Raw genomic sequence first — 26,337 nt, 5'->3', positions numbered from 1 at the left:
TCGACCCCTCGATGCGTGGGGATTGACCCCTCGGCGTGCTATCGGCCCGGTTCAGCGGGCGCGGCGAGCCATCCGCTCGACGTCCATGATGACGACGGAGCGCGGCTCGAGGCGCAGCCAGCCGCGCGAGGCGAAGTCGGCGAGCGCCTTGTTGACCGTCTCACGGGAGGCGCCGACCAGCTGGGCGAGCTCCTCCTGGGTGAGGTCGTGGTGGACGTGTACGCCGTCGTCGGCGGTGCGGCCGAAGCGGTCGGCGAGGTCGAGCAGCGCCTTGGCGACGCGGCCGGGGACGTCGGAGAAGACCAGGTCGGCGACCACGTCGTTGGCCTTGCGCAGCCGCCCGGCGAGCTGGGCCAGCAGGCCGCGGGCGACGACCGGGCGGCCCTCGAGCCAGCGGAGCAGGTCCTCGTGGGAGAGCGAGGCGAAGGTCGCGTCGGTCACGGCGGTGACGGTCGCCGAGCGCGGGCCCGGGTCGAAGAGCGAGAGCTCGCCGAACATCTGGCCGGGGCCCATGATCGCCAGCAGGTTCTCGCGACCGTCGGAGGAGCTGCGGCCGAGCTTCACCTTGCCCTCGAGCACGACGTAGAGCTTGTCGCCCGTGTCGCCCTCGTGGAACAGCACGTCCCCGCGACGCAGCCTGGTCTCTGCCATCGACGCGTGGAGGGCCGCCATCGCCTCGTCGTCGAGCGCGCTGAACAGCGGCGCCTGACGGAGTACGTCGTTGTCCACCCCGAACCTCCTCCAAGCCGTCGGCCCCGCCCACGGCAGGTCCATCAGCCCGATCCTATCCAGTGCAATGCCTCACAGCGCGGACGCCCTGCCGCGCGGCCGGTCACCGTCCGCGTGGTCCGGAATGGGATTGTCCGCGGCGAGCCGTACCCTTGGGGCCGTGCCGGGCCCCGCTGTGACCTCCCCGAGCGCCGACGAGACCAGGACGGCGCTCGTCCGGCGCGCTCGCAGGATCGACCGGATCCTCGCGGTGACCTACCCCGACGCGAAGGCCGAGCTGGACTTCGACAACCCCTTCGAGTGCCTGGTGGTCACGGTGCTCAGCGCGCAGACCACCGACAAGCGGGTCAACGCCGTACGCCCGAAGCTCTTCGCCGCCTACCCGGACGCGAAGGCGATGGCCGCCGCCGACCGCGCCACGCTCGAGGCGATCGTCGGGCCGCTCGGGTTCTTCCGCGCCAAGACCGACGCGCTGCTCAAGCTGAGCGCGGCCCTGGTGGCCGACCACGACGGCGAGGTCCCGGCCAAGCTGGAGGCGCTGGTCAAGCTGCCCGGGGTCGGGCGCAAGACCGCCAACGTCGTCCTGGGCAACGCCTTCGACCTGCCCGGCATCACCGTCGACACCCACTTCGGCCGGCTCGCCCGGCGGTTCGGCTTCACGGCCGAGACCGACCCGGTGAAGGTCGAGCACGCCGTCGGCGAGCTCTTCCCGAAGCGCGACTGGACCATGCTCAGCCACCACCTCATCTGGCACGGCCGCCGCGTCTGCCACGCCAAGAAGCCGGCCTGCGGCGCGTGCCCGGTGGCGAAGCTCTGCCCGTCCTTCGGCGCCGGCCCGACCGACCCGATCGCCGCCGCCGCGCTGGTGCGCACCGAGGGGCCCAACTGATGCACCGCGCGCTCCTGCGCGCGGTCGTCGCCGTGATCGCGCTTGTGCTCCTGGCTGCCTGCGACGGCACGCCGAAGGTCAGCGCCCCCGACGAGTCCAACGTCAAGCTCGACACCCCCGCCTACCGCGTCGTCAAGCAGCAGGCCGGGATCGAGGACTGCCCGGCCGCCCAGACGACCGACGGCGGACTGCCCGATGTCTCCCTCCCCTGCCTCGGCGGCGGGCGCCGCGTCGACCTCTCGACGCTGAAGGGACCGTTGGTCCTCAACTTCTGGTACGCCGCCTGTGAGCCGTGCCGGCGGGAGATGCCGGCCCTGGCGGCCTTCTACGAGAAGTACGGCGACCGCGTCCCCGTCCTCGGGGTCGACTCCAGCGACACGATGCCCGGCGCCGCGCTCGACCTCGCCAAGGCCTCAGGGGTGACCTATCCGCTGGTCGCCGACGTCGGCCAGGACCTCCAGGGCACCGACCTGACCATCCGCGGCTATCCGACCTTCTACCTCCTGACCGCCGACGGCGACCTCAAGGGGCCGGTCGCGGGCGGACTGGGCACCGTCGACCAGGTCGTCGCGATGGTCGAGGACCAGCTGGGGATCCAGCTGTGACCCGCCCCGCCTGGCTCGACCCCGTCGAGAGCGCGCTCGAGGCGATCACCTGGCGCGACCTCACCGGCTTCGGCGTCCCCGAGGGCACCACCCCCCGTCGGTCAGCGGTGCTCATGCTCTTCGGGGAGGGCGCCCACGGGCCCGACCTGCTGCTGACCGAGCGCTCCCACACGATGCGCTCCCACCCCGGCCAGGTCTCCTTCCCCGGCGGTGCGCTCGACCCGGGCGAGACAGTCGTCGAGGCGGCGCTGCGCGAGGCCGAGGAGGAGGCCGGCATCGAGCGCACCGGCGTGGAGGTGCTCGGGCAACTGCCGGAGCTCTACCTCCCCCCGAGCGACAACGTCGTGACCACCGTCGTCGGCTGGTGGGCCGACCCGCGCGAGGTCGAGCCGACCAGCGTCGACGAGGTGCACGCGGTCTACCGGGTGCCGATCAGCGAGCTGCGCGACCCGACCCACCGGGTCACCGTCCGCTCGCCGCGCAACGGCTGGGTCTCCCCCGGCTTCCTCATCGGCCCGGCCAAGGACGTCATCCTCTGGGGGTTCACCGGGGGCATCGTGCAGCGGTTCCTCGGCTACCTCGGCTGGATCGACGACACCCCCGACGCGCCGGAGATCGAGCTGCCGTCGTACATGCTGCGCGGGCGCGAGCGCGCCGGCGTCCGTGACCTGCAGGAACTTCCGGAGGACGAGTGAACTGGATCGACTGGGTGCTGGTCCTGCTCGTCCTGGCCTATGCACTGTCCGGCTACTGGCAGGGCTTCATCACCGGCGCCTTCGCCACCGTCGGGCTGCTCGCCGGCGGCCTCCTCGGCGTCTGGCTCGCCCCCAAGCTGCTCGGTGACGCGGCCCCGTCGGTGTGGGTGTCGCTCGGCGCCCTCTTCGTCGTCATCCTGGCGGCCTCGCTCGGTCAGGGCGTCCTGCAGTACGTCGGGGCGAGGGCGCGCGACAAGATCCGCTGGCAGCCCGTGCGGCTCGTCGACGCGATCGGCGGTGCCGCGCTCTCGGCGGCGGCCGTCCTCCTGGTCGCCTGGGCGCTGGGCGTGGCGGTCTCGGGCTCACGGATCTCCGGGGTGTCCAACGCGGTGCGCGACTCGGCGGTGCTCGCGAAGGTCAACGGCGTCATGCCCACCGAGGCGTCGGGTGTCCTCGACCGGTTCAACACCGTCGTCGGGACGTCCTTCTTCCCGCGCTACCTCGAGCCCTTCGCACCCGAGCGGATCGTCCGGGTCGGCGTCGGGCCCTCGCGCCTGCGCAAGGACCCCGACGTGGTCCGCGCCGGCCAGAGCGTCTTCAAGATCCACGGCACCAACTCCTGCGGTCGCGGCGTCGAGGGGTCCGGCTTCCTCTACGCGCCCGGCTACCTGATGACCAACGCCCACGTCGTCGCGGGCGTCAGCCGCCCGACCGTGGAGATGCCCAGCGGCGACGGCGACCGCCACACGGACACCGCCGGCAAGGTCGTGCTCTACGACCAGCAGGAGGACATCGCCGTCATCCAGCTCGACAGCGGCGACGCGGCACCCCTGGCCTTCGACACGTCGGCCGAGCCTCGCGACGGCGTCGCGATCCTGGGCTACCCGCAGGACGGCCCCTTCGACGTCGAGCCCGGCCGCATCCGCGCCGAGCAGCGGCTCCGCTCGCCCGACATCTACGGCAACGGCACCGTCATCCGCAGCGTCTTCTCCCTGCGCGGCCTGATTCGTCCGGGCAACTCGGGCGGCCCGATCGTCGACTCCGAGGGCGAGGTCGTCGGCGTCGTCTTCGCTGCCTCGGTCACCGACAACGACACCGGCTACGCCCTCACCGCCAGTCAGGTCCGGGCCCTCGGCGCCCAGGGCAGCGGTCGCACCGAGCGGGTCTCCACCGGCGGCTGCGCCTAGCCGAGTCGGCTAGTGGGCGGACAGGAAGGCGAGCTGGGCGCGGACGGAGAGCTCGGCGGCACCCCAGAGGACCGGGTCCACGTCGGCGTACACGACCTCGACCACCGCCCGCGGGTCGGCCGAGGCGGCGGGCACGTCCAGCACGTCGAGCGCGGCGCGCACCTGCTCGAGCCGATCGCGCCGGTGCGCGATGTAGTGGTCGAGCACCGGCAGCGCGTCGCCGATGACCGGTCCGTGCCCGGGCCAGATCGAGGAGACCTCGTGGGCCGACGCCAGGGCGTGCAGCCGGTCGAGCGAGTCGAGGTAGGCGCCGAGCGTCCCGTCCGGATGGGCGACGACCGTGGTGCCGCGCCCGAGCACGGTGTCCCCGGTCAGGACGGCGCCGTCGGCGGGCACCCAGAAGGACAGCGAGTCACCGGAGTGGCCGGGCGTGCCGACGACGCGGACCTCGAGCCCGTCCACCTCGACGACGTCGCCGTCGGCGAGGCCCTCGGAGCCGAGGCGATAGGCCGGGTCCAGGGCGCGTACGCCGGCCCCGACCCGCTCGGCGAACTCACGTGCGGCCTCGGAGTGGTCCGCGTGGTGGTGGGTCAGCAGCACGACGGCGACGTCACCGGCCGCCTCGGCGACCGCGTCCAGGTGCCCGACCACTGCGGGCCCCGGGTCGACGACGACCGATCGGGCGGCGCCCGGCTCGCGCAGGATCCAGGTGTTCGTGCCGTCGAGCGTCATGATCCCGGGGTTCGGGGCGAGCACGCACCGACCACGCTCGCCGAAGGACCCTCCCGACCAACCGTCGGTCACGACTCGTCACCGAAGAGCACCGCCGCCCACTCCGGCACGGTGAGCCGACCGTCCCGGATCTCGGGGGTGTGCATCTCCACGCTGGCGTCCGCGGTCACGGAGAGGACCTCCGCGACGGAGCCGAAGGTGCCAAGGCGACGCATCGAGACGTAGGTCGGCGGCATCATCCTCCACTCGCCCGCGTCGACGCGCGCCAGCGCGGCAGCGGCCGTCGTCCAGTGCACCGAGGTCGACTCGGTCGACAGCTCACGCGCCTCCTGGCCGGCCGGCATCCGTGCGACGAAGAACCAGGTCCGGTAGCGACGCGGCTCGAACTCGGGCGTCGTCCAGGCGTCCCACAGGCCGAGGTCGGCGAGATCAAGCAGGACGCCGGTCTCCTCCTCGACCTCGCGCAGGGCGGCCCCCACCACCGCCGCTGCGACGTCCGGCGGGGCGCCGAGCCGCGCCGGCCAGTCGGTGGGCAGCTCGGCCCGGTCGGACGCAGCGACGCCGCCGCCGGGGAACGCCACCATGCCGCCCGCGAACGCCATTCCGCGGTGACGCACCATCACGTGCACCTCGGGCCCGTCAGCACCGTCGCGCAGCAGCAGGACGGTCGCGGCGTCACGCGGCGTGGCCGGGACGCGGGCGCCCTCGGCGTACTCGCGCGCGGTCTCGATCAGCGACGCGGGGAGCGGGACGTGCTTCACAGCGTTGCTCGGCTCCCTCGCAGCTCGGCCACATTCCCGCCTTCAGTCCACGACCACCGACCGCAGTGGCCCCTCGCTTCGCTCACAGCGCCCCCGTCACAGCTCGACGAGGATCTCCACCTCGACCGGAGCGTCCAGCGGCAGCACCGGGACGCCGACGGCCGAGCGGGCGTGCACACCGGCGTCGCCGAACGCCTTGCCCAGGAGCTCGGAGGCGCCGTTGGCGACACCCGGCTGACCCGTGAAGTCGGGGGTCGAGGCGACGAACGCGACGACCTTCACGACCCGCTTGACCAGGGAGAGGTCGCCGACCTCCGCCTTGACCGCCGCGATGGCGTTGAGGGCGCACTGGCGGGCGCACTCGGTGGCCACCTCGACGCTGACCTCGCCGCCGACCTTGCCGGTCGCGATCAGCACACCGCTGCGCATCGGCAGCTGGCCGGACGTGTAGACGTAGCGACCGGTCCGGACCGCCGGCACGTAGACGGCCACCGGCGGGACGACCTCCGGGACGGTCAGCCCCAGCTCGGCGAGTGCCTCCTCCGGGGTGGTCATTCGACCGGCCTCTTGAAGTAGCCGACGAGGTTGCCGGAGCCGTTGTCGGTGATGGTGACGAGCTCCCAGCCGTCCTGGCCGAAGTTGTTGAGGATCTGCCCCGCGACATGGTTGAGGATCGGGGCGACCTGGTACTCCCACTTGGTCATGGCGGCACCCTACTCGGGACCATCCGACGTCAGACCAGGGTCTGACGCGCAAGCCGCTCCGAGCGTCTAGCGTGACGCCGTGGACCACCCCAGCCGTACGCCGATCGCGCAACCGTGGCGGCTCAGCGACCGCGGCCGACAGTGGTTCGACGTCGTCCTCGTCGTGCTGCTCCTGCTGCCGCTGCCGCTCTTCGCGATCGCCCACCGGCCCGTCCCGGACACCGTGCTCGGGCTGGTCCAGATCGTCGCGGTCCTCGTGCGCCGGCGCCACGCGGTCGAGGCCTTCGCCGTCGTCGCAGCCGCCAGCGGCCTGCAGGCGGTGCTGATCGACACACCGATCTGGGGACAGGTCGCGTTCCCGATCGCCCTCTACTCGGTCGCCCGCTACGCCCGCGGCCGATGGGGGCTCGCGGCGCTCGGCGTCGGCATCGCCGGCGCGGCCGTCGCGTCGTACGACTGGGTGCACAACTGGCTGGCCGACGACGTCAACGACCCGTCGACGGGCGCCTACCTGTCCTACTTCGTCACCATCGCGGTCATCGTGGTCGCGGCCTGGGCGCTCGGCACGCTGGGCCGCACCCGGGCGGCGTACGTCGGCGCCCTGCTCGACCGCAACGACCAGCTGCACCGCGAGTCGGCGCAACAGGTCGCGCTGGCCGCCGCCGAGGAGCGGACCCGCATCGCCCGCGAGATGCACGACGTGGTCGCCCACGGCCTGTCCGTGATCGTCGTCCAGGCCGACGGCGCCCGGTACGCCGCCGAGCAGGACCCGGCGATCGCCGCGAAGACGCTCGGCACGATCTCCGAGGCCGCCCGCGAGGCGCTGACCGAGATGCGGCGCACCCTCGGCCTGCTGCGCGCTGACGACGCCGCCCAGACCCGGCCGCAACCACGGCTCGCCGACCTGCCGGCGCTGGTCGAGGAGACGCGCGCGGCGGGCACGCGGGTCCGGGCGACCCTGCCCGGACCGGACACCGTCGTCCCCGACGGCGTCGGCCTGACCACCTTCCGCGTGGTCCAGGAGGCGCTCAGCAACGTCCGCAAGCACGCCGGTCCGAGCGCGGTCGCGACGGTGCGGGTCGAGGCCGGCGCCGACGTGACCGTCGAGGTGCGCGACGACGGACGAGGCGCTGCGGCGGCCGACGACGGCGGCGGTCTCGGCCTGGTCGGCATGCGGGAACGGGTCGCCGCGCACGGCGGGACGCTCGAGACAGGTCCGGTCACGGGCGGCGGGTTCCGGGTGCTGGCGAGGATCCCGCTGTGAGCGGCAGCGAACGATCAGACGCTGTGAGCGGCAGCGAACGATCCGATGCGGTGAGCGGCACGGTCCGGGTCTTCCTCGTCGACGACCAGCAGATGGTCCGCGCCGGGTTCAGGATGCTCATCGACAGCCAGCCCGACCTGACCGTCGTCGGCGAGGCCGGCGACGGTGGCGAGGCCGTCGAGCGGCTGACGGCGACGCGGGCCGACGTCGTGCTCATGGACGTGCGGATGCCGCGGATGGACGGCGTGGAGGCGACCCGCCGCCTGCTCGCCCGGCCGGACCCGCCGCGCGTGCTGGTGCTGACGACCTTCGACCTCGACGAGTACGCCTTCGCCGCGCTGCGTGCCGGCGCCGCCGCGTTCCTGCTCAAGGACGCCCGACCCGAGGACCTGCTCGGCGCGATCCGGACGGTGCACGCGGGCGACTCGGTGGTCGCGCCGAGCACGACCCGACGGCTGCTCGAGCACTTCGCCGACGCGCTCCCCGACCCGTCGGCCGCGCCGGACGACCGGCTCGACGTGCTCACCAGCCGCGAGCGCGAGGTCCTCGAGCTGGTCGGCCGGGGCAGGTCCAACAGCGAGATCGCCGAGACGTTCGTCGTCTCCGAGGCGACGGTGAAGACCCACATCGGCCGGCTGCTCGCCAAGACGGGCAGCCGCGACCGGGTGCAGCTCGTCGTGCTCGCCTACGAGACCGGGCTGGTCCGGGCCGGCTGACGTCCACCCCTGGGCGGAGGGCGGATCCGCCCGCAGCCCGACGACATCGGGCGGCGCGGCGACGAGCGTTGCCCTCATGACGCAGACACCTCCCACGACCACCGTCGAGACCCTCGCGGCGAGCGCCCGCGGACTGACCAAGACCTACGGCCGCGGCGACGCGGCCGTTAACGCCCTGCGCGGCGTCGACCTCGACCTGGCGGCCGGCACGTTCACGGCGATCATGGGTCCGTCGGGCTCCGGGAAGTCGACCCTCATGCACTGCCTGGCCGGCCTCGACCAGCCGACGTCCGGGTCCGTCGCCATCGCCGGACGCCGGCTCGAAAAGCTCAGCGACGACGAGCTGACCGTCTTCCGCCGCGAGCACCTCGGCTTCGTCTTCCAGGCGTTCAACCTGCTGCCCATGCTGACCGCGGGGCAGAACATCCTCCTGCCGCTCGAGCTCGCCGGCCGCCGGATCGACGGCGCCGCGCGCGAACGCAGCCTGCTGCTCGCCGACGTGCTCGGCATCGGCGACCGGCTCGGTCACCGCCCCTCGGAGCTCTCCGGCGGCCAGCAGCAGCGCGTCGCCATCGCCCGGGCGCTCGTCGGCCAGCCGGCCGTCGTCTTCGCCGACGAGCCGACCGGCAACCTCGACAGCACCACCTCCGCCGAGGTGCTCGACCACCTGCGCCGCTGCGTCCGCGAGCTCGGCCAGACGGTCGTGATGGTGACGCACGAGGCCAGCGCCGCGGCGTACGCCGACCAGGTGGTCACGGTCGCGGACGGACGGGTCGCCTGATGCGCTCGGTCTGGCTCGGGTCGCTGCGCACCCACACGCGCCGCTACGTCTCAGCGGCCCTCGCGGTCGCCGTCGGCGTGGCGTTCGTGGTGGTCACCGCTGCACTGGCCTCCTCGACACGGTCCGGCCTGGCGGCCGGCATCGACGCGCCCTACCGCCATGCCGACGCCGTCGTGAAGAGGCCCGACGTCGACACCGCCGCCGCCCTCGTCGAGACGCATGACGCCTCCCCGGTCGGCTGGACCGACCAGCCCGTCCGGCGCGGCGACCGGGTGCTCGCCAACCACGTCGAGATCGGCGTCAGCCCCACCGAGCCGGCGTGGCAGTGGCAGGACCTGACCGCCGGACGCTTCCCGGTCGGGCCGGGTGAGGCGCTGGTCGACACCAACGCCGCGAAGGCCAAGCACGTCGCGCTCGGTGACCGGCTCCGGCTGGGCACCGGCGAGCAGCGCCTCGACGTGACCGTGGTCGGGCTCGCCAAGGCGCCGACCCAGCTCGCGCAGGCCACCGTCTACGTCATCTGGCCCGACCTGCTGACCTGGCGCGACCAGGTCTTCCTCACCAGCATCGGCGTCGCCGGCGACACCGCGGGCATCGACCACGCCCAGCCGGTCGACACCTACCTCACGGACGTCCGGACCGAGCTCGACCGCCAGGTCGACGTGGTCGCGCTCGTGCTGCTGCTCTTCGCGGCCATCGCGCTGTTCGTCTCCGTCCTGGTCATCGCCAACACGTTCTCGATCCTCTTCGCGCAGCGGATGCGCGACTTCGCCCTGCTGCGCTGCGTCGGCGCCACCCGGCGGCAGGTGGCCCGCTCGGTCCGGCTGGAGGCGATCACGATCGGCACGCTCGCCAGCCTGCTCGGTCTGGTCGCCGGCTTCGGCCTGGGCGACGGCATCGTGCGACTCATCGGGGCGCTCTCCGACAACGCTCCCCTGGGTCCGGTCGACATCGGCCTCGGCTGGATCGTCGGAGCCTTCGTCATCGGCCTCGTCGTCACGCTCGTCGCCTCCTGGCTGCCCACCCGCCGGGTCCTGACGGTCACCCCGATGGCGGCCCTCCGGCCGCACGAGGACGTCGAGCCGCGCACGGGCGCGGGCCGCCTCCGGCTCGCGCTCGGCCTCCTCCTCGTCCTCGGCGGCGTCGCGCTGCTGACGATGTCGGTGGCCGCCCGGAACACCCTCGTGATGGTCGCGGGCGGCGGGGCCGCCTTCACCGGCGTCCTCCTCCTCGGCCCGGTCCTCATGCCGGCGCTCGTCCGCGCGGCCGGCTCGCTGCTCGGCCGGTTCGCCGGCCCCGAGGCACGACTCGCCAGCGCCAACGCGGTCCGCAACCCCCGGCGTACGGCGGCCACCGCCGCGTCGCTGCTGGTCGGCGTCACCCTGACGACCGCGGTCCTCACCGGGATGGCGACCGCCCGCGACGCGATCACCGACGCAGGGGACACCGACCACCCGGTCGACCTGACGCTCACCAGCACCACGCCGCTCCCCGGCGACGTCGCCTCCAGAGCCGGCGCGGTGCCCGGCGTCGCCGAGGCGGTCGGCCTCGCCGGCACGCGGGCGCAGGTCGCCGGGCGCGACGTGGTCCTCCTCGCGGCCCCCGCCTCGCACGACGTGCTGCGGTCGACGGCGTTCGTGCCCGGACCGGGCGAGATCACCCTGCCCGCGGATGTCGCCGACGCCGTGCCCGACACCGTGACGGTCACGGTCGGCGGGCACAGGGCGGACCTGCGCGTCGTCACCGCGTCGAGCTTCAGCCAGGGCGCGCTGGTGACGCAGCAGACCCTCGCCGACCTCAGCGACCACCCCGAGACGTACGCCGTCTGGGTCCGCGCCGACGACGGCGCGGACCCGGACGACCTGGGCGGCGACCTCGGCGCGCTCGCCCCCGACGCCGACCTGGAGAACGGGCTCGCCGACCGGGCCTGGGTCGACCTGCAGCTCGACATCTTCACCGGTGCCGTCGTCGGCCTGCTCGCCATCTCGGTGCTCATCGCCCTGGTCGGGATCGCGAACACCCTCGGCCTCTCCGTCCTCGAGCGCAGCCGCGAGCACGCCCTGCTGCGGGCGCTCGGGCTCACCCGGCGCGGGCTGCGCCGGATGCTGGCGGCGGAGGCGGTGCTGCTGTCCGTCGTCGCCACGGTGCTCGGGACGGCGATCGGGGTGGCGTTCGCCTGGGTGGGCGTGCGGGTGATGGTCGCCCAGGCCTTCGACGACGTGCCGATGGTGCTCCCGCTCGGCCAGCTCGCCCTCGTCGTGCTCATCGCCGCCGGCGCGGGGCTGGTGTCCTGCCTCCTCCCGGCCCGGCGCGCGGCGCGGGTGGCACCGGCCCAGGGCCTCGCCCTCGACTGACGGGGATCCGGAGGGGCGACCCGATCGCCCCTCCGGACGGTCACGCGCCCCGATCCCGCTAGCGTCGGCCCATGAGCGACGCGACGCCGAGCCACCTGCAGGGCTACATCGACACCTGGTGGCAGGCCGTCGGCGACCTCGCCGACCTGGCGGACTCGCTGACCGACGAGGACTGGAGCCGGCCCACCGACCTCCCCGGCTGGGACGTGCGGGCGGTCCTCTCCCACGTCGCCCACCTCGAGGGCGTGCTCGGCGGAGCGCCGCGCGAGCACGCGGAGGTCGGTGAGCTCGAGCACGTCCGCGGGCCGATGGGGCAGTTCACCGAGATCGGCGTGCTGACCCGTCGCGACACCCCGCCGTCGGAGATCGTCGCGCAGATCCGGAGCTATGCGGCCGCTCGCCACGACGACCTGGTCGCGGACCCGCCGACCGACCCGGCCGCCAAGGCGCCCGGCCTCTTCGGGGCGATCGGCTGGGACACCGCCCGGCTGCTGCGAAACCGCCCTCTCGACGTCTGGATGCACGAGCAGGACGTCCGCCGGGCAGTCGGGCGCCCCGGCGGGCTCGACTCACTCGGCGCCGAGCACGCGACGACCTACCTGCTCGAGAGCCTCGGCTACGTGCTCGCCAAGCGCGCGGGAGCGGCACCGGGCACGACGGTCGTCGCCCACGTCGAGGGCAGCACCCCGGCGGCGTACGGCGTCGCCGAGGACGGCCGCGGCCACCGGCTCGACACGCCTCCTGCGACATCGACGGTGTCGCTGCGGATGGGCCGGGAGACGTTCATCCGGCTCGCGGGCGGTCGGGGTGTGGTCGACCCGGCCGAGGTCATGATCGAGGGCGACATCCCGCTCGGCGAGAAGGTGGTCGCCCACCTCGCGGTCACTCCGTGACTGTCCGCTTCTGGGGGTAGATCGTCTCGCCGCGGGCCAGCATCGCGACGTAGTCCGCCACGCGCCGCGCCCGCGCGGCCTCGGTCTTGAGCGAGGTCAGCCGGTGGTAGAGCGCGTAGCGGTTCTGCGAGGTGAGCACGTCGAACATCGCCTGGGCGGCCGGGTTCTCCGCGAGTGCCGCGACCAGGTCGGGCGGCGTCTCGGCGCTGGCCGAGCCGGCGTACGCCGCCTCCCAGCGACCGTCGGCCTTGGCGGCCTCGACCGCGGCGAGACCGGCGGGCTCCATCCGCCCCTCTTCCACGAGCCGCCCCACGTGCTCGACGTTGCGCGCCGACCAGCGGCTCCGCGGCCCCCGGGGCGTCATCCGCTGGAAGGAGGTCTCCTCGTCGCGGCGACGCCCCTGGCCGTCGATCCAGCCGAAGCAGAGCGCCTCGTCGAGCGCGTCGGCGTAGGTCAGCGAGGTGACCGTCCCGCCCTTCCTGGTCAGCACCAGCCAGACGGCGGGCACCGAGTCGTGGTTGTCGGCGAGCCAGGCCCGCCAGGCGGCGGCGTCGGGGAGCAGCAGCTCGACCCCGGACAGCACCATGAGGACTCCTTCTCTGAGCGCGATCGAGATCGCGAGGGTCAGGGGGTGAACGCGCAGAACTCGTTGCCCTCGGGGTCGGCGAGGACGGTCCAGCCGATCACGTCGTCCTGCTCCCGCAGCACCGTCGCGCCGTCGCCGGTGAGCAGCCCGAGGTCGCCGACGGTGACGTCCCAGTGGACGCGGTTCTTCACCGTCTTGGGCTCGGGCACGGGCACGAAGACGAGGGACTCGAACGGCGCCCCGGGCAGGCGCTCCAGCCACGAGTAGCCGTCACCGTGCTGGGCCGTGACGCCGAAGGCGTCGCCCCACCACGTCGCGATCCTCCGCGGGTCGTGACAGTCGACGACCACCTCGTAGAGCCGGTAGGAGGGCACCTCGTCACGCGGGAAGACGCACAGCTCGCCACCCTCCGGGTCGCGCAGCACCTTCCACGCGAAGGACTCCAGGTCCGCAGGGGTCGCGCCGAGGGCCAGCACGTCGTCGACCGAGTGTGCGTGGACGTCGAGGTGGACGCGCTGCTTGACCGTGACCGGCTCCGGGACCCGGTTGACCCACACGGCATGGGCATCGGTCGGGCCGGACAGCAGCAGGTCACCGTCGTCGAGGGTCGTGGCCTCCAGCCCGAGCACGGCGGCCCAGAACTCCCCGAGCCGCGGGGCGTCGATGGCGTCGATGACGAGGTCCTTGAAGGTCGCGAGAGCCATGGCCCACAACGTAGACCGGACCACCGACCCTCTGGCTAGAGTCGCCCCATGTCCATCGACTGGCCGCGCGTGCAGCTGCACGTGGTGACCGGCAAGGGCGGCACGGGGAAGTCGACCGTCGCCGCCGCGCTCGCGCTCGGGCTGGCCAGCCACGGCACGAACGTCCTGCTCTGCGAGGTCGAGGGCCGACAGGGCATCGCCCGGATGTTCGACGTCGACCCGCTGCCCTACGCCGAGACCCGCATCGCCACCGGTCTGAGCCGCGACGGCGAGCCCGCCGGCAGCGTCTACGCGCTGCACATCGACGCCGAGTCCGCCCTCCTCGAATACCTCGCGATGTACTACAAGCTGGGCCGCGCCGGGAAGGCGCTCGACCGGTTCGGGGTGGTCGAGTTCGCGACCACGATCGCGCCCGGGGTGCGCGACGTCCTGCTCACGGGCAAGGTCTTCGAGGCGGTCCAGCGCAACAGCCGCAACAAGGGCGCCCGGCAGTACGACGCCGTGGTGCTCGACGCCCCGCCGACCGGTCGGATCACCCAGTTCCTCAACGTGAGCGACCAGGTCGCCGGTCTGGCCAAGGTCGGTCCGATCAAGAACCAGGCCGACACGATGATGACCCTCTTCCGCTCCCCGCGTACGGCGATCCACCTGGTCACCCTGCTCGAGGAGATGCCCGTCCAGGAGACCGCCGACGCGATCATCGACCTGCAGCAGGCGCGGCTGCCGGTCGGCGGCGTGGTGGTCAACCAGGTCCGGCCGCAGGACCTCGACCCCGAGGAGCTCGCCGCCGCGCGGGCGGGGACGCTGGACGCCGCGGCGGTCGCCAAGGACCTCGACCGGGCCGGCGTCAGCCCGGACGACGACCTGGTCGACGCCCTGGTGGCCGAGGGCGGCGAGCACGCCGAGCGGCGCGCCCTCGAGGACGCGCAGCGGGCGGTCGTGGCCACACTGGGCGTGCCGGCGTACGAGCTCCCGAGGCTGGCCGGAGGCATCGACCTCGGCTGCCTCTACGAGCTGGCCGAGCGGCTGAAGGAGCAGGGCCTGGCATGAGTGCGCCCCGAACAACCGCCCAGAGGACCCGGGTCGGCCCGCTGGCCGCCATCCCGTCGAGCGCGCCGGTGCTCGACGTCGACCGTCTCCTCGACGACCGGACCACGCGGATCATCGTCTGCTGCGGCTCGGGCGGCGTCGGCAAGACCACCACGAGCGCCTCGCTGGCGCTGCGCGCCGCCGAGCGCGGACGCAAGGTCGCCGTGCTGACCATCGACCCGGCCCGCCGGCTGGCGCAGAGCATGGGGATCGAGCGGCTCGACAACACGCCGCGACCGGTGGCGGGCGTCGCGGGGTCCGGCGGACTCGACGCGATGATGCTCGACATGAAGCGCACCTTCGACGAGGTGGTGCTGTCGCAGGCGAGCCCCGAGAAGGCGAAGCAGATCCTGGCCAACCCGTTCTACATCGCGCTGAGCTCCAGCTTCGCGGGGACGCAGGAGTACATGGCGATGGAGAAGCTCGGCCAGCTCCACCGCGAGGGGCGCTACGACCTGATCGTCGTCGACACCCCGCCGAGTCGGAGCGCGCTCGACTTCCTGGACGCGCCGGACCGGCTGAGCAGCTTCCTCGACGGTCGCTTCGTGCGGCTGATGCTCGCTCCCGCGCGAGGCCCGGCCAGGCTGATGTCGGCTGGCTTCGGAATCATCACGGGGGCGCTGACCAAGATCCTGGGCGGGGACTTCCTCAAGGACCTGCAGACGTTCGTGGCCGCGCTCGACACCGTCTTCGGGGGGTTCCGGCAGCGCGCCCAGCAGACCTACTCGCTGCTCCAGGCGCACGGGACCGCGTTCCTCGTCGTCGCGGCGCCCGAACCGGACGCAATGCGCGAGGCGGCGTACTTCGTGGAGCGGCTGAGCGGCGACCGGATGCCGCTGGCCGGGCTCATCGTCAACCGGGCCACCACGACGCCGCCGGGGGACCTGTCGGCCGAGGGCGCGCTGGCGGCCGTCGAGCGGCTGCGCGCCGCCGGGGACGACGGGGTGACCGCCGGGCTGCTGCGGCTGCACGCCGACCGGATCCGCCTGGTCGAGCGGGAGCGCCAGCTGCGCGAGCGGTTCGCGGCGGCGCACCCGCGGGTGCCGACGGTCGTCGTGCCGGCGCTGGCCGGCGACGTGCACGACCTCACCGGGCTGCGCACCGTCGGCGGCCTGCTGGCCGGCGGCTGAGGAGAGAAGAGGAGGCCGCCGACACCCGTCCCGGGGTGAGGCGACCTCGTCCCTGCTCAGGCCTGAGCGGCCTCCTTGGTGCGTGCTGCCTCCAGCACCGAGCGCCACGACGAGCTCGGCTTGCGACGCAGCAGTGCGCGACGCTCCCGCTCCGTCATGCCGCCCCAGACGCCCCACTCGATCTGGTTGTCGAGCGCCTCGGCCAGGCACTCGGTCCGCACCGGGCAACCGGCACAGACCTGCTTGGCCTTGTTCTGCTCTGCCCCACGCACGAAGAGCTCGTCCGGCGCCTCTGTCTTGCAGGCGGCGCGCGGAGCCCAGTCCTCAACCCACATATGTGTCCCCAATGTCCCGAGATCGGCACCGCGGTCCCCACGACGACGACGCCGATCTTCTCGTCCTGTAAAACGTAAAGCGACGCGCTCCGACGAGACAGACACATTCGACCCAAGTTCCATGGTCCGTTGTGACTAGTCCGAGCGGGTCATATCGTGCCGGTGGTGCTTCACGGCGAAGCGACGTCTGCTAGGGACATCCCGTAATCTGAGGCGCATGTCGAGTCCCCGATCCGACCGCCTGCCGGCCGCGCGCCTGCTTCCCCACCTCGGCGTGATGCTGGCCGTCGCCGCCGTCCTGGGCGTCGTGGTGGCCGGACTGGCGATCCCGTTCGCGGGCGTGGCCGGCATCGGCGCCCGCAACGTGGCACGCAGCATGGACGACCTCCCGGCCCAGCTCGAGACCGGCGCCCTCTCCCAGCGCACCCGGATCGTCGACAGCGAGGGCAAGCTGATCACGACGCTCTACGACGAGAATCGCATCAACCGTCCGCTGAGCCAGATCTCGCGCAACATGACCCAGGCGCTCGTCTCGATCGAGGACTACCGCTTCTACCAGCACGGCGCCCTCGACCTGAAGGGCACGCTGCGTGCCTTCGTGACCAACCAGGCCAACAACGGCACCGTCCAGGGCGGCTCCTCGATCACCCAGCAGCTGGTCAAGATGACCCTCGTCGCGCAGGCCAAGGCGTCCGGCGACGAGGACGCGATCAAGGCCGCCACCGAGGACTCCTACGCGCGCAAGATCAAGGAGCTGCGCTACGCGATCGCGCTCGAGGAGACCCACAAGAAGGACTGGATCCTCGAGCGCTACCTCAACGCCGCCTACTTCGGCGACGGTGCGTACGGCGTCCAGGCCGCTGCCAAGCACTACTTCAACGTCAACGCCAACAAGCTGTCGCTGACCCAGGGCGCGACGCTGGCCGGCCTCGTGAAGAACCCGACCGGCTACGACCCGACCAACTCCCCCGACCGGGCCCTCGCCCGCCGCAACGTCGTGCTCGACCGGATGGCGCAGCTCCACGTCATCACCGAGCAGCAGGCCGCCGACGCCAAGGCGGCACCGCTCGGCCTCGACGTACAGCCCGCCCGCAACGGCTGCGTGAACTCGACCGCGCCGTTCTTCTGCGACTACGTCGTCAACTGGCTGCTCAAGAGCGGCGACCTGCCGGGCCGCACCGAGAAGGAGCGGATGGAGTACCTCCAGTCGGGCGGCTTCACCATCAAGACGACCCTGGACCTGCGCTACCAGAGGGCCGCGGACGACTCGGTCGCCGCGCACGTCGCCCCGACCGACCAGGCCATCGGCGCGCTCGCGATGGTCGAGCCCGGCACCGGCGCGGTCAAGGCCCTCGCCCAGTCCCGCCCGATGGGGCGGAACAAAAAGAAGGGGCAGACCTACCTCAACTACGTCACCCCGCAGGAGTACGGCGACTCCAACGGCTTCCAGGCGGGCTCGACCTTCAAGCTCTTCGTGCTCGCCTCCGCCATCGAGTACAACGGCTTCCCGCTGCACCAGAAGATCAACTCGCCGCACCAGAAGGACATCCCGCAGTCCAACTACAAGGGCTGTCCGGGCGACGGCGCCCAGGTCGGCGTGTGGCAGGTCCACAACTCCACCAGCGACGGCATGATGGACGCCTACTCCGGCACCCGCGAGTCGGTGAACACGTTCTTCGCCCAGCTCGAGGAGCTCACCGGCCTCTGCAACCCCTACAAGCTGGCCAAGTCGATGGGCGTCGAGCTCACCAACCCGACCGGCCCGCACGGCGAGCGCGTGCCGTCCTTCACCCTCGGCATCGCCAGCGTCAGCCCACTCGAGATGGCGGAGGCCTACGCGACGGTCGCCGCCCGCGGCCTGCACTGCGACGCCGAGCCGGTCACCGCGATCCTCGACGAGCACAACAAGCCCGTGAAGGAGTACGGCAAGTCCTGCCAGCAGGTGATGGCCCAGGGCACCGCCGACGCGGTCAACGACATCCTCCGCGGCGTCCAGGAGCCGGGCGGCTTCGGTGGCGACGCCGGCCTCGGCCTCAGCGTCCCGAGCGCGGCCAAGACCGGAACGATCGACAGCAACATGACGGTCTGGTACGACGGCTACACGCCGACCCTGGCGACCGCGTCGATGATCGCGGGCGCCAACTCGAAGGGTGAGTGGATCACCCTCAACGGGCAGAGCCTCAAGGGCGGCTACGTCGCCACGGCCCACGGCTCGACCACCGCGGGCCCGATGTGGGGCGACGCGATGCACGTCATCCAGCAGTGGCTGCCCGACCAGGACTTCGTGAAGCCCGATGCGAGCGTCGTCAGCGGCGTCCAGGTCGACGTACCGTTCGTCGGCGGCATGTCGGTCGAGCACGCCAAGGATGTGCTCCGCGAGGCCGGCTTCCGGTCCAGCGTCGGCAACCGGGTCTACTCCGGCTACTCCTACGGCACGGTCGCCTACTCGAACCCGTCCGGGAAGGCCGCCAAGGGCAGCCCGATCACGCTCTACCCGTCCGCCGGCCCCGAGCCGAAGAGGAAGCACAAGAAGAAGCGGCACGGGAACTCGGCACGGCTCTTCGACTGGCCGGGCAACGGGAACGGCAACGGCCCGCCCTTCGGGCACTGACGCCCCCGCCGGTTGAGGAGGTCGCGAGCGACCGCCTCGAAGCCGGCCGGAGGCTCACGCCCCCAGCTGGCGACGCACCTCGGCCGCGACGACTCCGCCGTCCGCCCGGCCCTTGACCTGGGGCTGCACGACGCCCATCACCTTGCCCATCGCGCGCATGCCCTCGCCGGCGGCGCCGACCTGCTCGATGGCCCGGGTGACGAGGTCGGCGACCTCCGCCTCGGAGAGCTGCTCGGGCAGGTAGTCGGCGATCACTGCGGCCTCGGCCTTCTCCTTCTCGGCGCTCTCCGGTCGGCCGCCGTCGGCGAACGCCGTCGCGGCCTCGCGGCGCTTCTTCGCCTCGCTGGTCAGCACGCCGATGATCTCGTCGTCGCTGAGCACGCGGGCCTCCTTGCCGGACACCTCCGCGTTGGTGATGGCGGTCAGCACCATCCGCAGCGTCGAGGAGCGGACCTCGTCGCGCGCCTTCATCGCGGTGGTCAGGTCGCTGCGCAGCGTCTCCTTGAGGCTCATGAACAGCATTGTGGCAGCCTTGCCGCATGCCTCTCGCCCCGCTGCCCGGTCGCGGCGCCGCCCGTGCCCTGGGTACGACGATCGCGACCGGCGCGCTCGCCGGCGTCGGGCTGACGGCGTACGCCGCCTGGGAGGCGCGGCAGTACACGCTGCGACGTGTCACGGTGCCCGTCCTCCCGGCCGGGGCCGACCCGCTGCGTGTGCTGCACCTGTCCGACATCCACCTGGTGCCCTCGCAGCGCCGGAAGATCGACTGGCTGTCGTCGCTGGCGCTGCTGCGGCCCGACCTCGTCATCAACACCGGTGACAACCTGGCCCACCAGGGCTCCGTCCCCGTGCTGCACGACGCCCTGGGGCCGCTGCTCGACGTCCCCGGCGTCTTCGTGCTCGGGTCCAACGACTACTTCGCGCCGCGGGCGCGCAACCCGTTCCGCTACGTGCTGCCCGACGACGGGAAGCGGCACACCAACGTGCCGCAGCTGCCCTGGCGCGACCTCGTCGCCGGCTTCTCCGCCGCCGGCTGGACCGACCTCACCAACCGGCGCGCGACGGTGAAGGTCGGCGACCTGTCCCTCGCGTTCGCCGGCGTCGACGACCCGCACCTGTCCTACGACGACCTCCCGGCCGTCGCGGGCCCGGCCGACGGCTCGGCCGACCTGCGGCTGGGCGTCGCCCACGCGCCGTACCTGCGGGTGCTCGACGCCTTCGCCCGCGACGGCTACGACGCCATCATCGCGGGGCACACCCACGGCGGTCAGGTGTGCCTCCCGGGCGGTCGCGCCCTCACCACCAACTGCGACCTCGAGCCGGCCCGCGCCCGCGGACTGCACCGGCATCCCGCTGCCTCCCGGCCGGGTGATCCGGGGTCGTCCTGGCTGCACGTCTCGGCCGGCCTGGGCACCTCGCCGTACGCCCGGATCCGGGTCGCCTGCCGCCCCGAGGCGACCCTGCTCACGCTCGTGGGTGCCGATTACAGGTGACGCATCGGGCTCCGGTATGGTTCCGTACTCGTGAGCCCTCCGGGGTTCGCGGATCGGGGTGTGGCGCAGCTTGGTAGCGCGCTTCGTTCGGGACGAAGAGGCCGCAGGTTCAAATCCTGTCACCCCGACCACTGTTCATGCAGATGAGGCTCCTACCGCGACGGTGGGAGCCTCTGCTGTTCCCGGGGTCGCGAGGGACCGCCGACCAGGCCGTACTCGACGACGCGGTGCCCGTCGGCGATGTCGATCACGGTGGGTGTTCGGCATCCGGTGGTTCAAGGCTCGCCGTCCGAGCGGATCGACTCAGGGCCGCATCCTCGGGTCCTGCGTCGGGTCGGCGTACGGCGCCGGGCACCCGTCGTCGACGGCGTCGGGTCGCAGCTCGTAGTGCCACGGCTCGTTCCGGTAAGTCTGGCACAGCCCGTACGTCGCCCCGTGCCGCGACAGCCACTCGTCGGCGTCGTCGGGTCCGAGGTCGACCGCCTGGCCGGCCTCGTGGACCGACGTGCCCGGCCGGGCGACCCACTGCGAGGCCTTCGCCTCGGAGCCGTACTCCGAGACCGCCTGGTCGAAGAGCTGCTCCTGGTACCTGTCCGAGCGCCACCCGCTGTTGACGTTGAAGGTCACCCCGTCCGTGCCCGCGTCCTCGGCCGCCTCGCGAAGGGCGGCGAGCAGGGCCGGGTCGAGCTTGGTGACGGCGGGGTAGTCGTCGTCGAAGACGGACACGACGTCGGGGACCTTGCCGTCGGCGGTGCCCAGGCGGTGGAGGCGGCTGTCGTGGAGGCGCCCCGGAGGGTCACCGGGGATGACCCTCTGCGCGGACGTCCCCGTCACGATCGGCGTCGCCTCGCGCCCGGAGGAGTGGATCGCAGAGCCGCACGCCGCCAGCGCGACGAACGCGGCGACGGTGGCGAGGACGGGAACAGTTGTGCGGGTACGGCGCGTGGCTCTCGGTGCTGGTCGGCGGGAGGTCATGCCGACGACTCAACGCGAGCCGGCGTTGCCAGGGCGTATGCGGTTTTCGATATGCCGACGACATGCGTCGCCGGTCAGGTGCTCAGGTCAGGTCTCAGCGCGTGAAGCGGAAGGACCCCGACCTCAGGCCCGCCCAGGCGCGGAAGTCCTCACCCGAGATCGCACCGACCTTGCCGTTGGTCCCGGTGAGGGTAACGGTCTGGACCCAGCCGCCCGCACCCGGATAGGTCGTCACGGCGATCGACCGCAACGGGAAGAGCGAGGGGAAGCGTGCCTGGAAGGCGCTCATCGGGATCACCTGGGTCCAGGCGTTCACCGGGTCGTAGGCGTCGGGACCGCTCACGAGGTAGGGCGCCGTCGAGTTGGCGAGCATCCAGCCGCCGTTGCTCGCGCTGAACTGGGTGAAGGCCGGCTGGCCGGCGTACGTCCGGATCTGGCCGCGGGTGGCGTCGACCGCGCGGCTCGACGCGCGCTGCTCGGAGCCCGCGCCGCGGTAGACCTGCGAGGCGGTGGTGTCGTAGACGTCGAACCAGCCGCGCTGCACGGTGGCCCGCTCGTGGACGGCGTAGGTCCGCGCCGCGATCGCCTGGGCCCGCACCGCGGCCGGCGCCCAGAGCGCGGGCATCTCGTTGGGGACGACGCCCTTCACGTAGGACTCGAGCGGGACGACGTTGACGATGTCGCGGTCGGCGGTGGTGGCCGACGTCGCCGCCGAGCGGAGGGTGCCGCGGAAGAGGCCGGAGTCGGCGCCGGCGACGAGCCGGATCGGCCGGCCGCCCGCGCTGAACTGCAGCTGACCGGCGACGTCGGCGTAACGCCGCCAGTGACCGCGCTTGAGGTAGGAGAGCCGCGACACCGTCGGGGAGAGCGGGGCGATGCTCCACCGCCTCGCCTTGCGGGCGGCGCGCTTGCGCAGGTGCGTCAGCCTCCAGCGCTTCGCGGAGCCGACGACGCCGGCCACCAGCCCCGGGCCGGTCCGGACGACCAGCGTCGGCCGGGTGCTGAGGAGCACGCGGACCTGGCCGCCGGCCCGGCCTGCGGCGGTGCCCGGGTAGTAGTGCGCGAGGATCTGGTTGGTGCTCAGGCCCCGCTTGGCGGCCGCGTTGGCGCCGTACTGCGACATCCCGTGCCCGTGGCCGTTGCCCTCGCCGTGGACCGTCACCGACGTCGCACCCACCGGGAGGGTCACCGTCGTGTCGGCGTACGACGGCGCGGTGGCGGAGAGCTGCAGGACGGTGGCGAGGCCGAGGCCGACGGCGGCGGCGGCTCGCAGGGCGGGGCGCAGAGGCATGGGCGTCACTCTGGCGGGCCGCGGGCCGCGAAGCAAAGGCGGCGCCGTCGTCGCCGGTGCTGGCTACAGTCGTCCGGGTGAGGGATGACCTGCGGGTCGGAGGGCCGGACGACGCCCTCCTCGAGGCCGCGATGGACCTCGCCCGCGAGCACAGCGCCGACCGGATGGACCTGAACACCTCGGTCACCGACGTGGCGGCCCGTGCGCTCTACACGAGCTGCGGCTTCACCAACCTGGAGTTCGGGCCGGGCGGTCCGCGATGCTCTACTACGAGCGGGACCTCTGATCAGCCCCTCAGCTTGTCGCCGAACTCCCGGCCGATCCGCGCGGTGAGACCGGACAGCGCCTCGTCGAGCGTCTCCGCGACCACGACGTCGTCCACCACGTCCTGGCGGACGAAGCCGGCGTCGACCAGGCCCTGGAAGGCCGTCAGCATGGGCGTCCAGAAGCCGCCGGCGTTGAAGAAGCAGACCGGGTCGTCGTTGAAGCCGATCTGGCGCCAGCTCCACACCTCCACGATCTCCTCGAGCGTGCCGATGCCGCCGGGCAGGCACACGAATGCGTCGGCGTACTCCGCCATCAGCGCCTTGCGCTCGTGCATCGTCTCCACCACGCGCAGCTCGGTGAGATCGTCCCGGCCCCACTCGCGCTCGACCATCGACCGCGGGATGACCCCGATGACCTCGCCGCCCGCGTCGAGAGCCCCCTGCGAGACGGCGCCCATCAGACCGAACCCACCCCCGCCGTAGACCAGGCCGATGCCACGCTCGGCCAGGCCCCGGCCGACGCCGTACGCCGTGGACATCAGACGCTCGTCGTGGCCCGGGGAGGAGCCGCAGAAGACGGCGACGCGGTCGAGCTCGGAAGACATGGTCGAAGGTTAGGAGACGTTCCCGCCCGGTAGCCATCGAGTAGCGGCACGTCCGGCGGACGAGGCGTCGGGGTCCTTCGCGCGCCAGCGCAACGGGTCCTCGCCGAGCTCCTCGACGACGTGCGCGGCCAGCCCGGGGGTCCGGCCGACCTGGAAGAGCACCTCCCCGCTGTCGTCGGGGAGGTCGCAGGCGAGGATGACCGCGGCCAGCGCGCCGTCGACGTTGGGTTGCCGGCCGGCCCGGTCGGCGATCTCCTCCAGACGGCCGATGACGGGAGCCGCGCCGTCGACGAGTGCCAGTCGGGCGAGGATCGCCTCCGCCCTCGGGTCGCCGTCAGGGTGGCGCCAGTGCCCGAAGCCCGGCGCCCGGTCGTCGGTCGGCCCGTCCCGCAGGGTGACGACGGCAGTCGTCGCGATGCCGCCGTGCAGCCGCCCGGAGAGCGCCGCGTAGCCCGCGAGCAGGCAGTCGTACGCCGATGCGCGGGCCGAGGCCGCGACCCGTGCTGCGACGACCGAGGCGGCCAGCCCGTGGTCGACCAGCGCGACCAGCGCGGTGTTCACGGTCGCCACCTCGGCGCGGCTGCCGTCCCGCCCGCTGAGGGCCGCGAACAGCGCCGCCGGGAGCGCGGTGCGGTGGCCGGGCCGGCCGTGGTGATCACCGAGCGCCACCGGCGCGGCATCGAGCAGGCCGCGGGCGGCCCGACCTGTCGACTCGGCGTCGAGGGCGGTCGGGCGCGAGGAGCCCGCCCACTGGGCCAGCGCAGGCAGGCGACGGTGCAGGGGCAGCCTCGCCAGGTGCTCGGGCACGTCGAGCTCGTCGACGTCGGACCCGCCGAGGACGAGATCGACCACGTCGGCGTACGGCTCGTCGGCGAGGTCGGCGAGCGGCACGCCCCTGAGGAAGAGCTCGCCCTCGCGCACCTCGCTGACCGCGGAGCGGACCGAGCGCATCTGGAGCAGGCCCTCCGGTGCGCCGGGATGGCGGCGGTCACGGGCGAGGGTGTCGATCTCGTGGCGGACGAACAGGCTCTCGCCGTGCTCGCGGCGGCGGGTCAGCAGGCCACGGCTGACGTAGGTGTAGAGCGTCGCGCGCTTCACCCCGAGCCGCTGCGCCGCCTCGCCGCTCGCGATCCAGTCCGTCACAGGGCCACTCTCCCGCACCGGCGCCGGACCGGCGATGTCGACTCGATCGACATCGCGCGGCCTCCTGCGGACGGCGCACGGTGGATCTCCCGGACCCGAGGAGGACACCGTGCTGCCACTGACCGACCTGACCGACATCGAGGCGAGCTACCGCTACCACGCCGCCGAGATGACCTCGTCGCCGTGCTACGAGGACTGGGCGCTCGGGGTCGCCGACGACCCCGAGGTGCTCGGCCTGCTCTCGACGCTCCCCACCGACAAGCAGCAGGCCAACCTCGTCTTCACGGCCGCCCGCTGGCACGGTCTCGCGCCCGGGCCGTACGCCGACCTGCGGACCCTCCTGCTCGGACCGGACTGGCCCACCGTCCGGTCGACGATCCTGTCCCGGCGCACGCAGACCAACGAGGTGGGCCGCCTCACCGCGCTCGTGCCCGCCATCTCCCTGCTCGGCGAGCAGCCGCTGGCGCTGGTCGAGCTGGGCGCCAGCGCCGGGCTGTGCCTCTTCCCCGACCGGTTCGACCACGTCTGGGAGGGCGTCGGCTCGCTGCGCGGCTCGGGCGGGCCGGTCCTGACCACGGCGGCCGACGGCCCGGTGCCGATCCCCGCCGCCCATCCACGGGTCGTCGCCCGCGTCGGCGTCGACCTCAACCCGCTCGACGTGACCTCGGCCGACGACGTGTCGTGGCTCCGGGCGCTGGTGTGGCCGGGGCAGGACGAACGCCTGGCGCGGCTGTCCGCGGCGATCGAGGTGGCCCGGGCGGAGCCGCCGCGGATCCTCGCCGGCGACATGCACGAGCGGCTGGACGAGGCGCTGGCTCTCGCCGAGGCGAGCGGTGGCGTGCCCGTCGTGCAGCACAGCGCCGCCGTGGCCTACCTGGACGCGGCCGCGCGGGCTCGCTTCGACGCGCGGATGCGCGGGCTGGTCGCCGCCGGCCGGTGCCACTGGATCAGCCTGGAGGGCGCCCCGGTGCTGCCCGAGATCGCCGCGACCGCGTCTCGGCCGGCCGCCACCGCGCACCCGTTCTGCCTCGCCGTCGACGGCCGGGCGGTCGGCTGGGCGACGGGGCACGGCGACGCCCTGACCTGGCTCTGAGCCCATGCCACACTTCGGCCATGGGGTCAGCGGATCAGGACAGGCCGTCTCTCGAGGCGCCGTCGCTGGGGTTGCGGCGACGGAGGAGGCGTGCGCCGGCGGACCGGGACAGCGGTGAGCAGGCGAGCGTTCCCGAGGCGCAGACGGTTGATGAGGCACCGCCAGCCGAGCCGGACCCGGACAGCGGTGAGCAGGCAACCGTCGCGGAGCCCCCGGCGGTTGACCAGTCACCGCCGCCCACGCAGGAGCTCGCCGCCGAGCAGGCGCCGGCCGAACGCCCGGCGCCACGAGCCGAGCGCCAGCCGCGTCCGCCGCGCGGACCGCTCAACGGCCACGTCGCGGCCGCGCTGGCCGGCGTCGCCGCGGGGCTCTTCCTGGTGCTCGGCACGTACGGCGGGCTGCGGGGTTGCGCGTCCCTGCGCGGGACGACGAGCTGTGGCGGCGGGCCGGGCTTCCTGCTGCTGGCGCTGATCTTCGTCGTCACCGTCGTCATCGGGGCCGCCGTCCTGCGCGCCGCGAAGGTGGCCAGCGCGGGCAGCATCAGCTTCCTGGCCGTCTCGCTCGCGGCCGTGCTGAGCGTGCTGTTCCTGCTCGACACGCTCGACTCGGTGACCGGAGCCGTGATCGCCGGGGTGCTGACGGTCGCGGCCTACCTGCTGTCGCACTGGGTGACGGCGCGCTTCATCGACACCGCCGTCTGAGCGGC

At 73.1% G+C, this 26,337-nt stretch carries 28 protein-coding genes and 1 tRNA gene; 16 read left to right on the top strand and 13 right to left on the bottom strand.

Annotated elements, in window-relative coordinates; genetic code table 11:
- Positions 1-51: 51 nt before the first annotated feature.
- Positions 52-729: a Crp/Fnr family transcriptional regulator gene (locus tag BM236_RS06970; RefSeq protein ID WP_091121820.1), complete on the bottom strand. Its 678-nt coding sequence runs from the start codon at positions 727-729 to the stop codon at positions 52-54.
- Between the two features lie 160 nt (positions 730-889).
- Here BM236_RS06970 and nth point away from each other — a divergent pair, with 160 nt between their 5' ends.
- The 4 genes from nth to BM236_RS06950 are packed head-to-tail and all read left to right on the top strand — an operon-like array spanning position 890 to position 4,105.
- Positions 890-1,618, top strand: a complete 729-nt coding sequence (nth, locus tag BM236_RS06965; RefSeq protein WP_245750186.1) for an endonuclease III — start codon at positions 890-892, stop codon at positions 1,616-1,618.
- Positions 1,618-2,223 (top strand): TlpA family protein disulfide reductase, encoded by a 606-nt coding sequence (locus BM236_RS06960; RefSeq protein ID WP_091121816.1) that lies wholly within the window; start codon positions 1,618-1,620, stop codon positions 2,221-2,223. The genes nth and BM236_RS06960 overlap by 1 nt, the downstream gene beginning before the upstream one ends.
- Positions 2,220-2,918, top strand: coding sequence for an NUDIX hydrolase (locus BM236_RS06955; protein ID WP_091121815.1), 699 nt, complete (start codon positions 2,220-2,222; stop codon positions 2,916-2,918). The genes BM236_RS06960 and BM236_RS06955 overlap by 4 nt, the downstream gene beginning before the upstream one ends.
- Complete coding sequence (locus tag BM236_RS06950) at positions 2,915-4,105, top strand: MarP family serine protease (RefSeq protein ID WP_091121812.1); 1,191 nt, start codon at positions 2,915-2,917, stop codon at positions 4,103-4,105. Before BM236_RS06955 ends, BM236_RS06950 begins: the two co-directional genes overlap by 4 nt.
- 9 nt (positions 4,106-4,114) lie before the next feature.
- On the opposite strand, the gene BM236_RS06945 is transcribed toward BM236_RS06950, so the two are convergent.
- The 4 genes from BM236_RS06945 to sp36 all read right to left on the bottom strand — a co-directional run bounded on the left by BM236_RS06945 (position 4,115) and on the right by sp36 (position 6,302).
- Positions 4,115-4,861, bottom strand: a complete 747-nt coding sequence (locus BM236_RS06945; protein WP_245750185.1) for an MBL fold metallo-hydrolase — start codon at positions 4,859-4,861, stop codon at positions 4,115-4,117.
- Positions 4,862-4,905: 44 nt separating this feature from the next.
- On the bottom strand, positions 4,906-5,598 hold the full coding sequence (locus BM236_RS06940; protein WP_091121811.1) for an NUDIX hydrolase: 693 nt from the start codon (positions 5,596-5,598) through the stop codon (positions 4,906-4,908).
- Between the two features lie 96 nt (positions 5,599-5,694).
- Positions 5,695-6,153, bottom strand: coding sequence for a RidA family protein (locus tag BM236_RS06935; RefSeq protein ID WP_091121808.1), 459 nt, complete (start codon positions 6,151-6,153; stop codon positions 5,695-5,697).
- Positions 6,150-6,302: a Sp36 family protein gene (gene sp36 / locus BM236_RS18665; RefSeq protein ID WP_139230050.1), complete on the bottom strand. Its 153-nt coding sequence runs from the start codon at positions 6,300-6,302 to the stop codon at positions 6,150-6,152. The genes BM236_RS06935 and sp36 overlap by 4 nt, the downstream gene beginning before the upstream one ends.
- A gap of 79 nt (positions 6,303-6,381) precedes the next feature.
- Here sp36 and BM236_RS06930 point away from each other — a divergent pair, with 79 nt between their 5' ends.
- The 5 genes from BM236_RS06930 to BM236_RS06910 all read left to right on the top strand — a co-directional run bounded on the left by BM236_RS06930 (position 6,382) and on the right by BM236_RS06910 (position 12,310).
- Positions 6,382-7,566: a sensor histidine kinase gene (locus BM236_RS06930; protein ID WP_091121807.1), complete on the top strand. Its 1,185-nt coding sequence runs from the start codon at positions 6,382-6,384 to the stop codon at positions 7,564-7,566.
- Positions 7,567-7,616: 50 nt separating this feature from the next.
- Positions 7,617-8,282, top strand: coding sequence for a response regulator transcription factor (locus BM236_RS06925; protein ID WP_091121804.1), 666 nt, complete (start codon positions 7,617-7,619; stop codon positions 8,280-8,282).
- A 76-nt stretch (positions 8,283-8,358) separates the two neighbouring features.
- Positions 8,359-9,063, top strand: coding sequence for an ABC transporter ATP-binding protein (locus tag BM236_RS06920; protein WP_091121801.1), 705 nt, complete (start codon positions 8,359-8,361; stop codon positions 9,061-9,063).
- Complete coding sequence (locus BM236_RS06915) at positions 9,063-11,417, top strand: ABC transporter permease (protein WP_091121798.1); 2,355 nt, start codon at positions 9,063-9,065, stop codon at positions 11,415-11,417. The genes BM236_RS06920 and BM236_RS06915 overlap by 1 nt, the downstream gene beginning before the upstream one ends.
- Before the next feature lie 71 nt (positions 11,418-11,488).
- Entirely contained in the window at positions 11,489-12,310 is an 822-nt protein-coding gene (locus tag BM236_RS06910) for a maleylpyruvate isomerase family mycothiol-dependent enzyme (RefSeq protein ID WP_091121797.1), read from the top strand.
- Here the strand turns inward: BM236_RS06910 and BM236_RS06905 are convergent.
- The gene (locus BM236_RS06905; RefSeq protein WP_091121794.1) at positions 12,300-12,896 is read right to left on the bottom strand and encodes a YdeI/OmpD-associated family protein; all 597 of its coding nucleotides are present in this window, start codon (positions 12,894-12,896) and stop codon (positions 12,300-12,302) included. The two genes, BM236_RS06910 and BM236_RS06905, sit on opposite strands and share 11 nt — an antisense overlap.
- 38 nt (positions 12,897-12,934) lie before the next feature.
- Complete coding sequence (locus tag BM236_RS06900; RefSeq protein ID WP_091121793.1) at positions 12,935-13,600, bottom strand: VOC family protein; 666 nt, start codon at positions 13,598-13,600, stop codon at positions 12,935-12,937.
- A gap of 48 nt (positions 13,601-13,648) precedes the next feature.
- Between BM236_RS06900 and bagA the strand changes: the two genes are divergently transcribed.
- Together bagA and bagB are read left to right on the top strand one after the other, a co-directional pair.
- Complete coding sequence (bagA, locus tag BM236_RS06895) at positions 13,649-14,650, top strand: ATPase BagA (RefSeq protein WP_091121790.1); 1,002 nt, start codon at positions 13,649-13,651, stop codon at positions 14,648-14,650.
- Positions 14,647-15,819 (top strand): ArsA family ATPase, encoded by a 1,173-nt coding sequence (gene bagB / locus BM236_RS06890; RefSeq protein ID WP_091121789.1) that lies wholly within the window; start codon positions 14,647-14,649, stop codon positions 15,817-15,819. The genes bagA and bagB overlap by 4 nt, the downstream gene beginning before the upstream one ends.
- A 56-nt stretch (positions 15,820-15,875) precedes the next feature.
- On the opposite strand, the gene BM236_RS06885 is transcribed toward bagB, so the two are convergent.
- The gene (locus BM236_RS06885) at positions 15,876-16,154 is read right to left on the bottom strand and encodes a WhiB family transcriptional regulator (protein ID WP_091121786.1); all 279 of its coding nucleotides are present in this window, start codon (positions 16,152-16,154) and stop codon (positions 15,876-15,878) included.
- 217 nt (positions 16,155-16,371) lie between these two features.
- Between BM236_RS06885 and BM236_RS06880 the strand changes: the two genes are divergently transcribed.
- On the top strand, positions 16,372-18,765 hold the full coding sequence (locus BM236_RS06880) for a transglycosylase domain-containing protein (RefSeq protein ID WP_175507584.1): 2,394 nt from the start codon (positions 16,372-16,374) through the stop codon (positions 18,763-18,765).
- Between the two features lie 54 nt (positions 18,766-18,819).
- Here the strand turns inward: BM236_RS06880 and BM236_RS06875 are convergent, their stop codons facing one another.
- The gene (locus BM236_RS06875) at positions 18,820-19,287 is read right to left on the bottom strand and encodes a GatB/YqeY domain-containing protein (RefSeq protein WP_091121785.1); all 468 of its coding nucleotides are present in this window, start codon (positions 19,285-19,287) and stop codon (positions 18,820-18,822) included.
- Positions 19,288-19,304: 17 nt separating this feature from the next.
- Between BM236_RS06875 and BM236_RS06870 the strand changes: the two genes are divergently transcribed.
- Complete coding sequence (locus BM236_RS06870; protein ID WP_091121782.1) at positions 19,305-20,258, top strand: metallophosphoesterase; 954 nt, start codon at positions 19,305-19,307, stop codon at positions 20,256-20,258.
- 54 nt (positions 20,259-20,312) lie between these two features.
- Positions 20,313-20,389: transfer RNA gene (locus BM236_RS06865), tRNA-Pro, on the top strand.
- Positions 20,390-20,561: 172 nt separating this feature from the next.
- On the opposite strand, the gene BM236_RS06860 is transcribed toward BM236_RS06865, so the two are convergent.
- The 4 genes from BM236_RS06860 to BM236_RS06845 form a co-directional block, all read right to left on the bottom strand.
- Positions 20,562-21,233 carry a M15 family metallopeptidase gene (locus BM236_RS06860; protein WP_091121780.1) on the bottom strand — a complete coding sequence of 224 codons (672 nt, stop codon included), beginning with the start codon at positions 21,231-21,233 and terminating at the stop codon, positions 20,562-20,564.
- A gap of 94 nt (positions 21,234-21,327) precedes the next feature.
- Positions 21,328-22,524: a SpoIID/LytB domain-containing protein gene (locus BM236_RS06855; RefSeq protein WP_091121778.1), complete on the bottom strand. Its 1,197-nt coding sequence runs from the start codon at positions 22,522-22,524 to the stop codon at positions 21,328-21,330.
- 286 nt (positions 22,525-22,810) lie between these two features.
- Positions 22,811-23,395: an LOG family protein gene (locus BM236_RS06850; RefSeq protein WP_091121776.1), complete on the bottom strand. Its 585-nt coding sequence runs from the start codon at positions 23,393-23,395 to the stop codon at positions 22,811-22,813.
- Positions 23,396-23,404: 9 nt separating this feature from the next.
- Positions 23,405-24,538, bottom strand: coding sequence for a citrate/2-methylcitrate synthase (locus BM236_RS06845; RefSeq protein WP_139230049.1), 1,134 nt, complete (start codon positions 24,536-24,538; stop codon positions 23,405-23,407).
- Between the two features lie 109 nt (positions 24,539-24,647).
- On the opposite strand from BM236_RS06845, the gene BM236_RS06840 reads away from it, so the two are divergent.
- Positions 24,648-25,631 carry a DUF2332 domain-containing protein gene (locus BM236_RS06840; RefSeq protein ID WP_245750184.1) on the top strand — a complete coding sequence of 328 codons (984 nt, stop codon included), beginning with the start codon at positions 24,648-24,650 and terminating at the stop codon, positions 25,629-25,631.
- Between the two features lie 20 nt (positions 25,632-25,651).
- On the top strand, positions 25,652-26,332 hold the full coding sequence (locus BM236_RS06835) for a chromosomal replication initiator protein DnaA (protein WP_139230048.1): 681 nt from the start codon (positions 25,652-25,654) through the stop codon (positions 26,330-26,332).
- The last annotated feature ends 5 nt before the right edge of the window (positions 26,333-26,337 follow it).

Source organism: Nocardioides terrae (assembly GCF_900112345.1).
In the GTDB taxonomy this organism is placed as follows: domain Bacteria; phylum Actinomycetota; class Actinomycetes; order Propionibacteriales; family Nocardioidaceae; genus Nocardioides; species Nocardioides terrae.
The sequence above is the reverse complement of the archived record's forward strand: the minus strand, read 5'-3'. Positions and strand labels throughout refer to the sequence as shown.

Excerpts from the sequence above, each read along its gene's own strand:
- BM236_RS06855 (WP_091121778.1), bottom strand. The coding sequence starts at position 22,524 with ATGCCTCTGCGCCCCGCCCTGCGAGCCGCCGCCGCCGTCGGCCTCGGC.
- bagA (WP_091121790.1), top strand. The coding sequence starts at position 13,649 with ATGTCCATCGACTGGCCGCGCGTGCAGCTGCACGTGGTGACCGGCAAG.
- BM236_RS06910 (WP_091121797.1), top strand. The coding sequence starts at position 11,489 with ATGAGCGACGCGACGCCGAGCCACCTGCAGGGCTACATCGACACCTGG.
- BM236_RS06850 (WP_091121776.1), bottom strand. The coding sequence starts at position 23,395 with ATGTCTTCCGAGCTCGACCGCGTCGCCGTCTTCTGCGGCTCCTCCCCG.
- BM236_RS06960 (WP_091121816.1), top strand. The coding sequence starts at position 1,618 with ATGCACCGCGCGCTCCTGCGCGCGGTCGTCGCCGTGATCGCGCTTGTG.
- sp36 (WP_139230050.1), bottom strand. The coding sequence starts at position 6,302 with ATGACCAAGTGGGAGTACCAGGTCGCCCCGATCCTCAACCATGTCGCG.
- BM236_RS06880 (WP_175507584.1), top strand. The coding sequence starts at position 16,372 with ATGTCGAGTCCCCGATCCGACCGCCTGCCGGCCGCGCGCCTGCTTCCC.
- BM236_RS06870 (WP_091121782.1), top strand. The coding sequence starts at position 19,305 with ATGCCTCTCGCCCCGCTGCCCGGTCGCGGCGCCGCCCGTGCCCTGGGT.
- bagB (WP_091121789.1), top strand. The coding sequence starts at position 14,647 with ATGAGTGCGCCCCGAACAACCGCCCAGAGGACCCGGGTCGGCCCGCTG.
- BM236_RS06905 (WP_091121794.1), bottom strand. The coding sequence starts at position 12,896 with ATGGTGCTGTCCGGGGTCGAGCTGCTGCTCCCCGACGCCGCCGCCTGG.
- BM236_RS06935 (WP_091121808.1), bottom strand. The coding sequence starts at position 6,153 with ATGACCACCCCGGAGGAGGCACTCGCCGAGCTGGGGCTGACCGTCCCG.
- BM236_RS06920 (WP_091121801.1), top strand. The coding sequence starts at position 8,359 with ATGACGCAGACACCTCCCACGACCACCGTCGAGACCCTCGCGGCGAGC.
- BM236_RS06835 (WP_139230048.1), top strand. The coding sequence starts at position 25,652 with ATGGGGTCAGCGGATCAGGACAGGCCGTCTCTCGAGGCGCCGTCGCTG.
- BM236_RS06875 (WP_091121785.1), bottom strand. The coding sequence starts at position 19,287 with ATGCTGTTCATGAGCCTCAAGGAGACGCTGCGCAGCGACCTGACCACC.
- BM236_RS06900 (WP_091121793.1), bottom strand. The coding sequence starts at position 13,600 with ATGGCTCTCGCGACCTTCAAGGACCTCGTCATCGACGCCATCGACGCC.
- BM236_RS06860 (WP_091121780.1), bottom strand. The coding sequence starts at position 21,233 with ATGACCTCCCGCCGACCAGCACCGAGAGCCACGCGCCGTACCCGCACA.
- BM236_RS06885 (WP_091121786.1), bottom strand. The coding sequence starts at position 16,154 with ATGTGGGTTGAGGACTGGGCTCCGCGCGCCGCCTGCAAGACAGAGGCG.
- BM236_RS06915 (WP_091121798.1), top strand. The coding sequence starts at position 9,063 with ATGCGCTCGGTCTGGCTCGGGTCGCTGCGCACCCACACGCGCCGCTAC.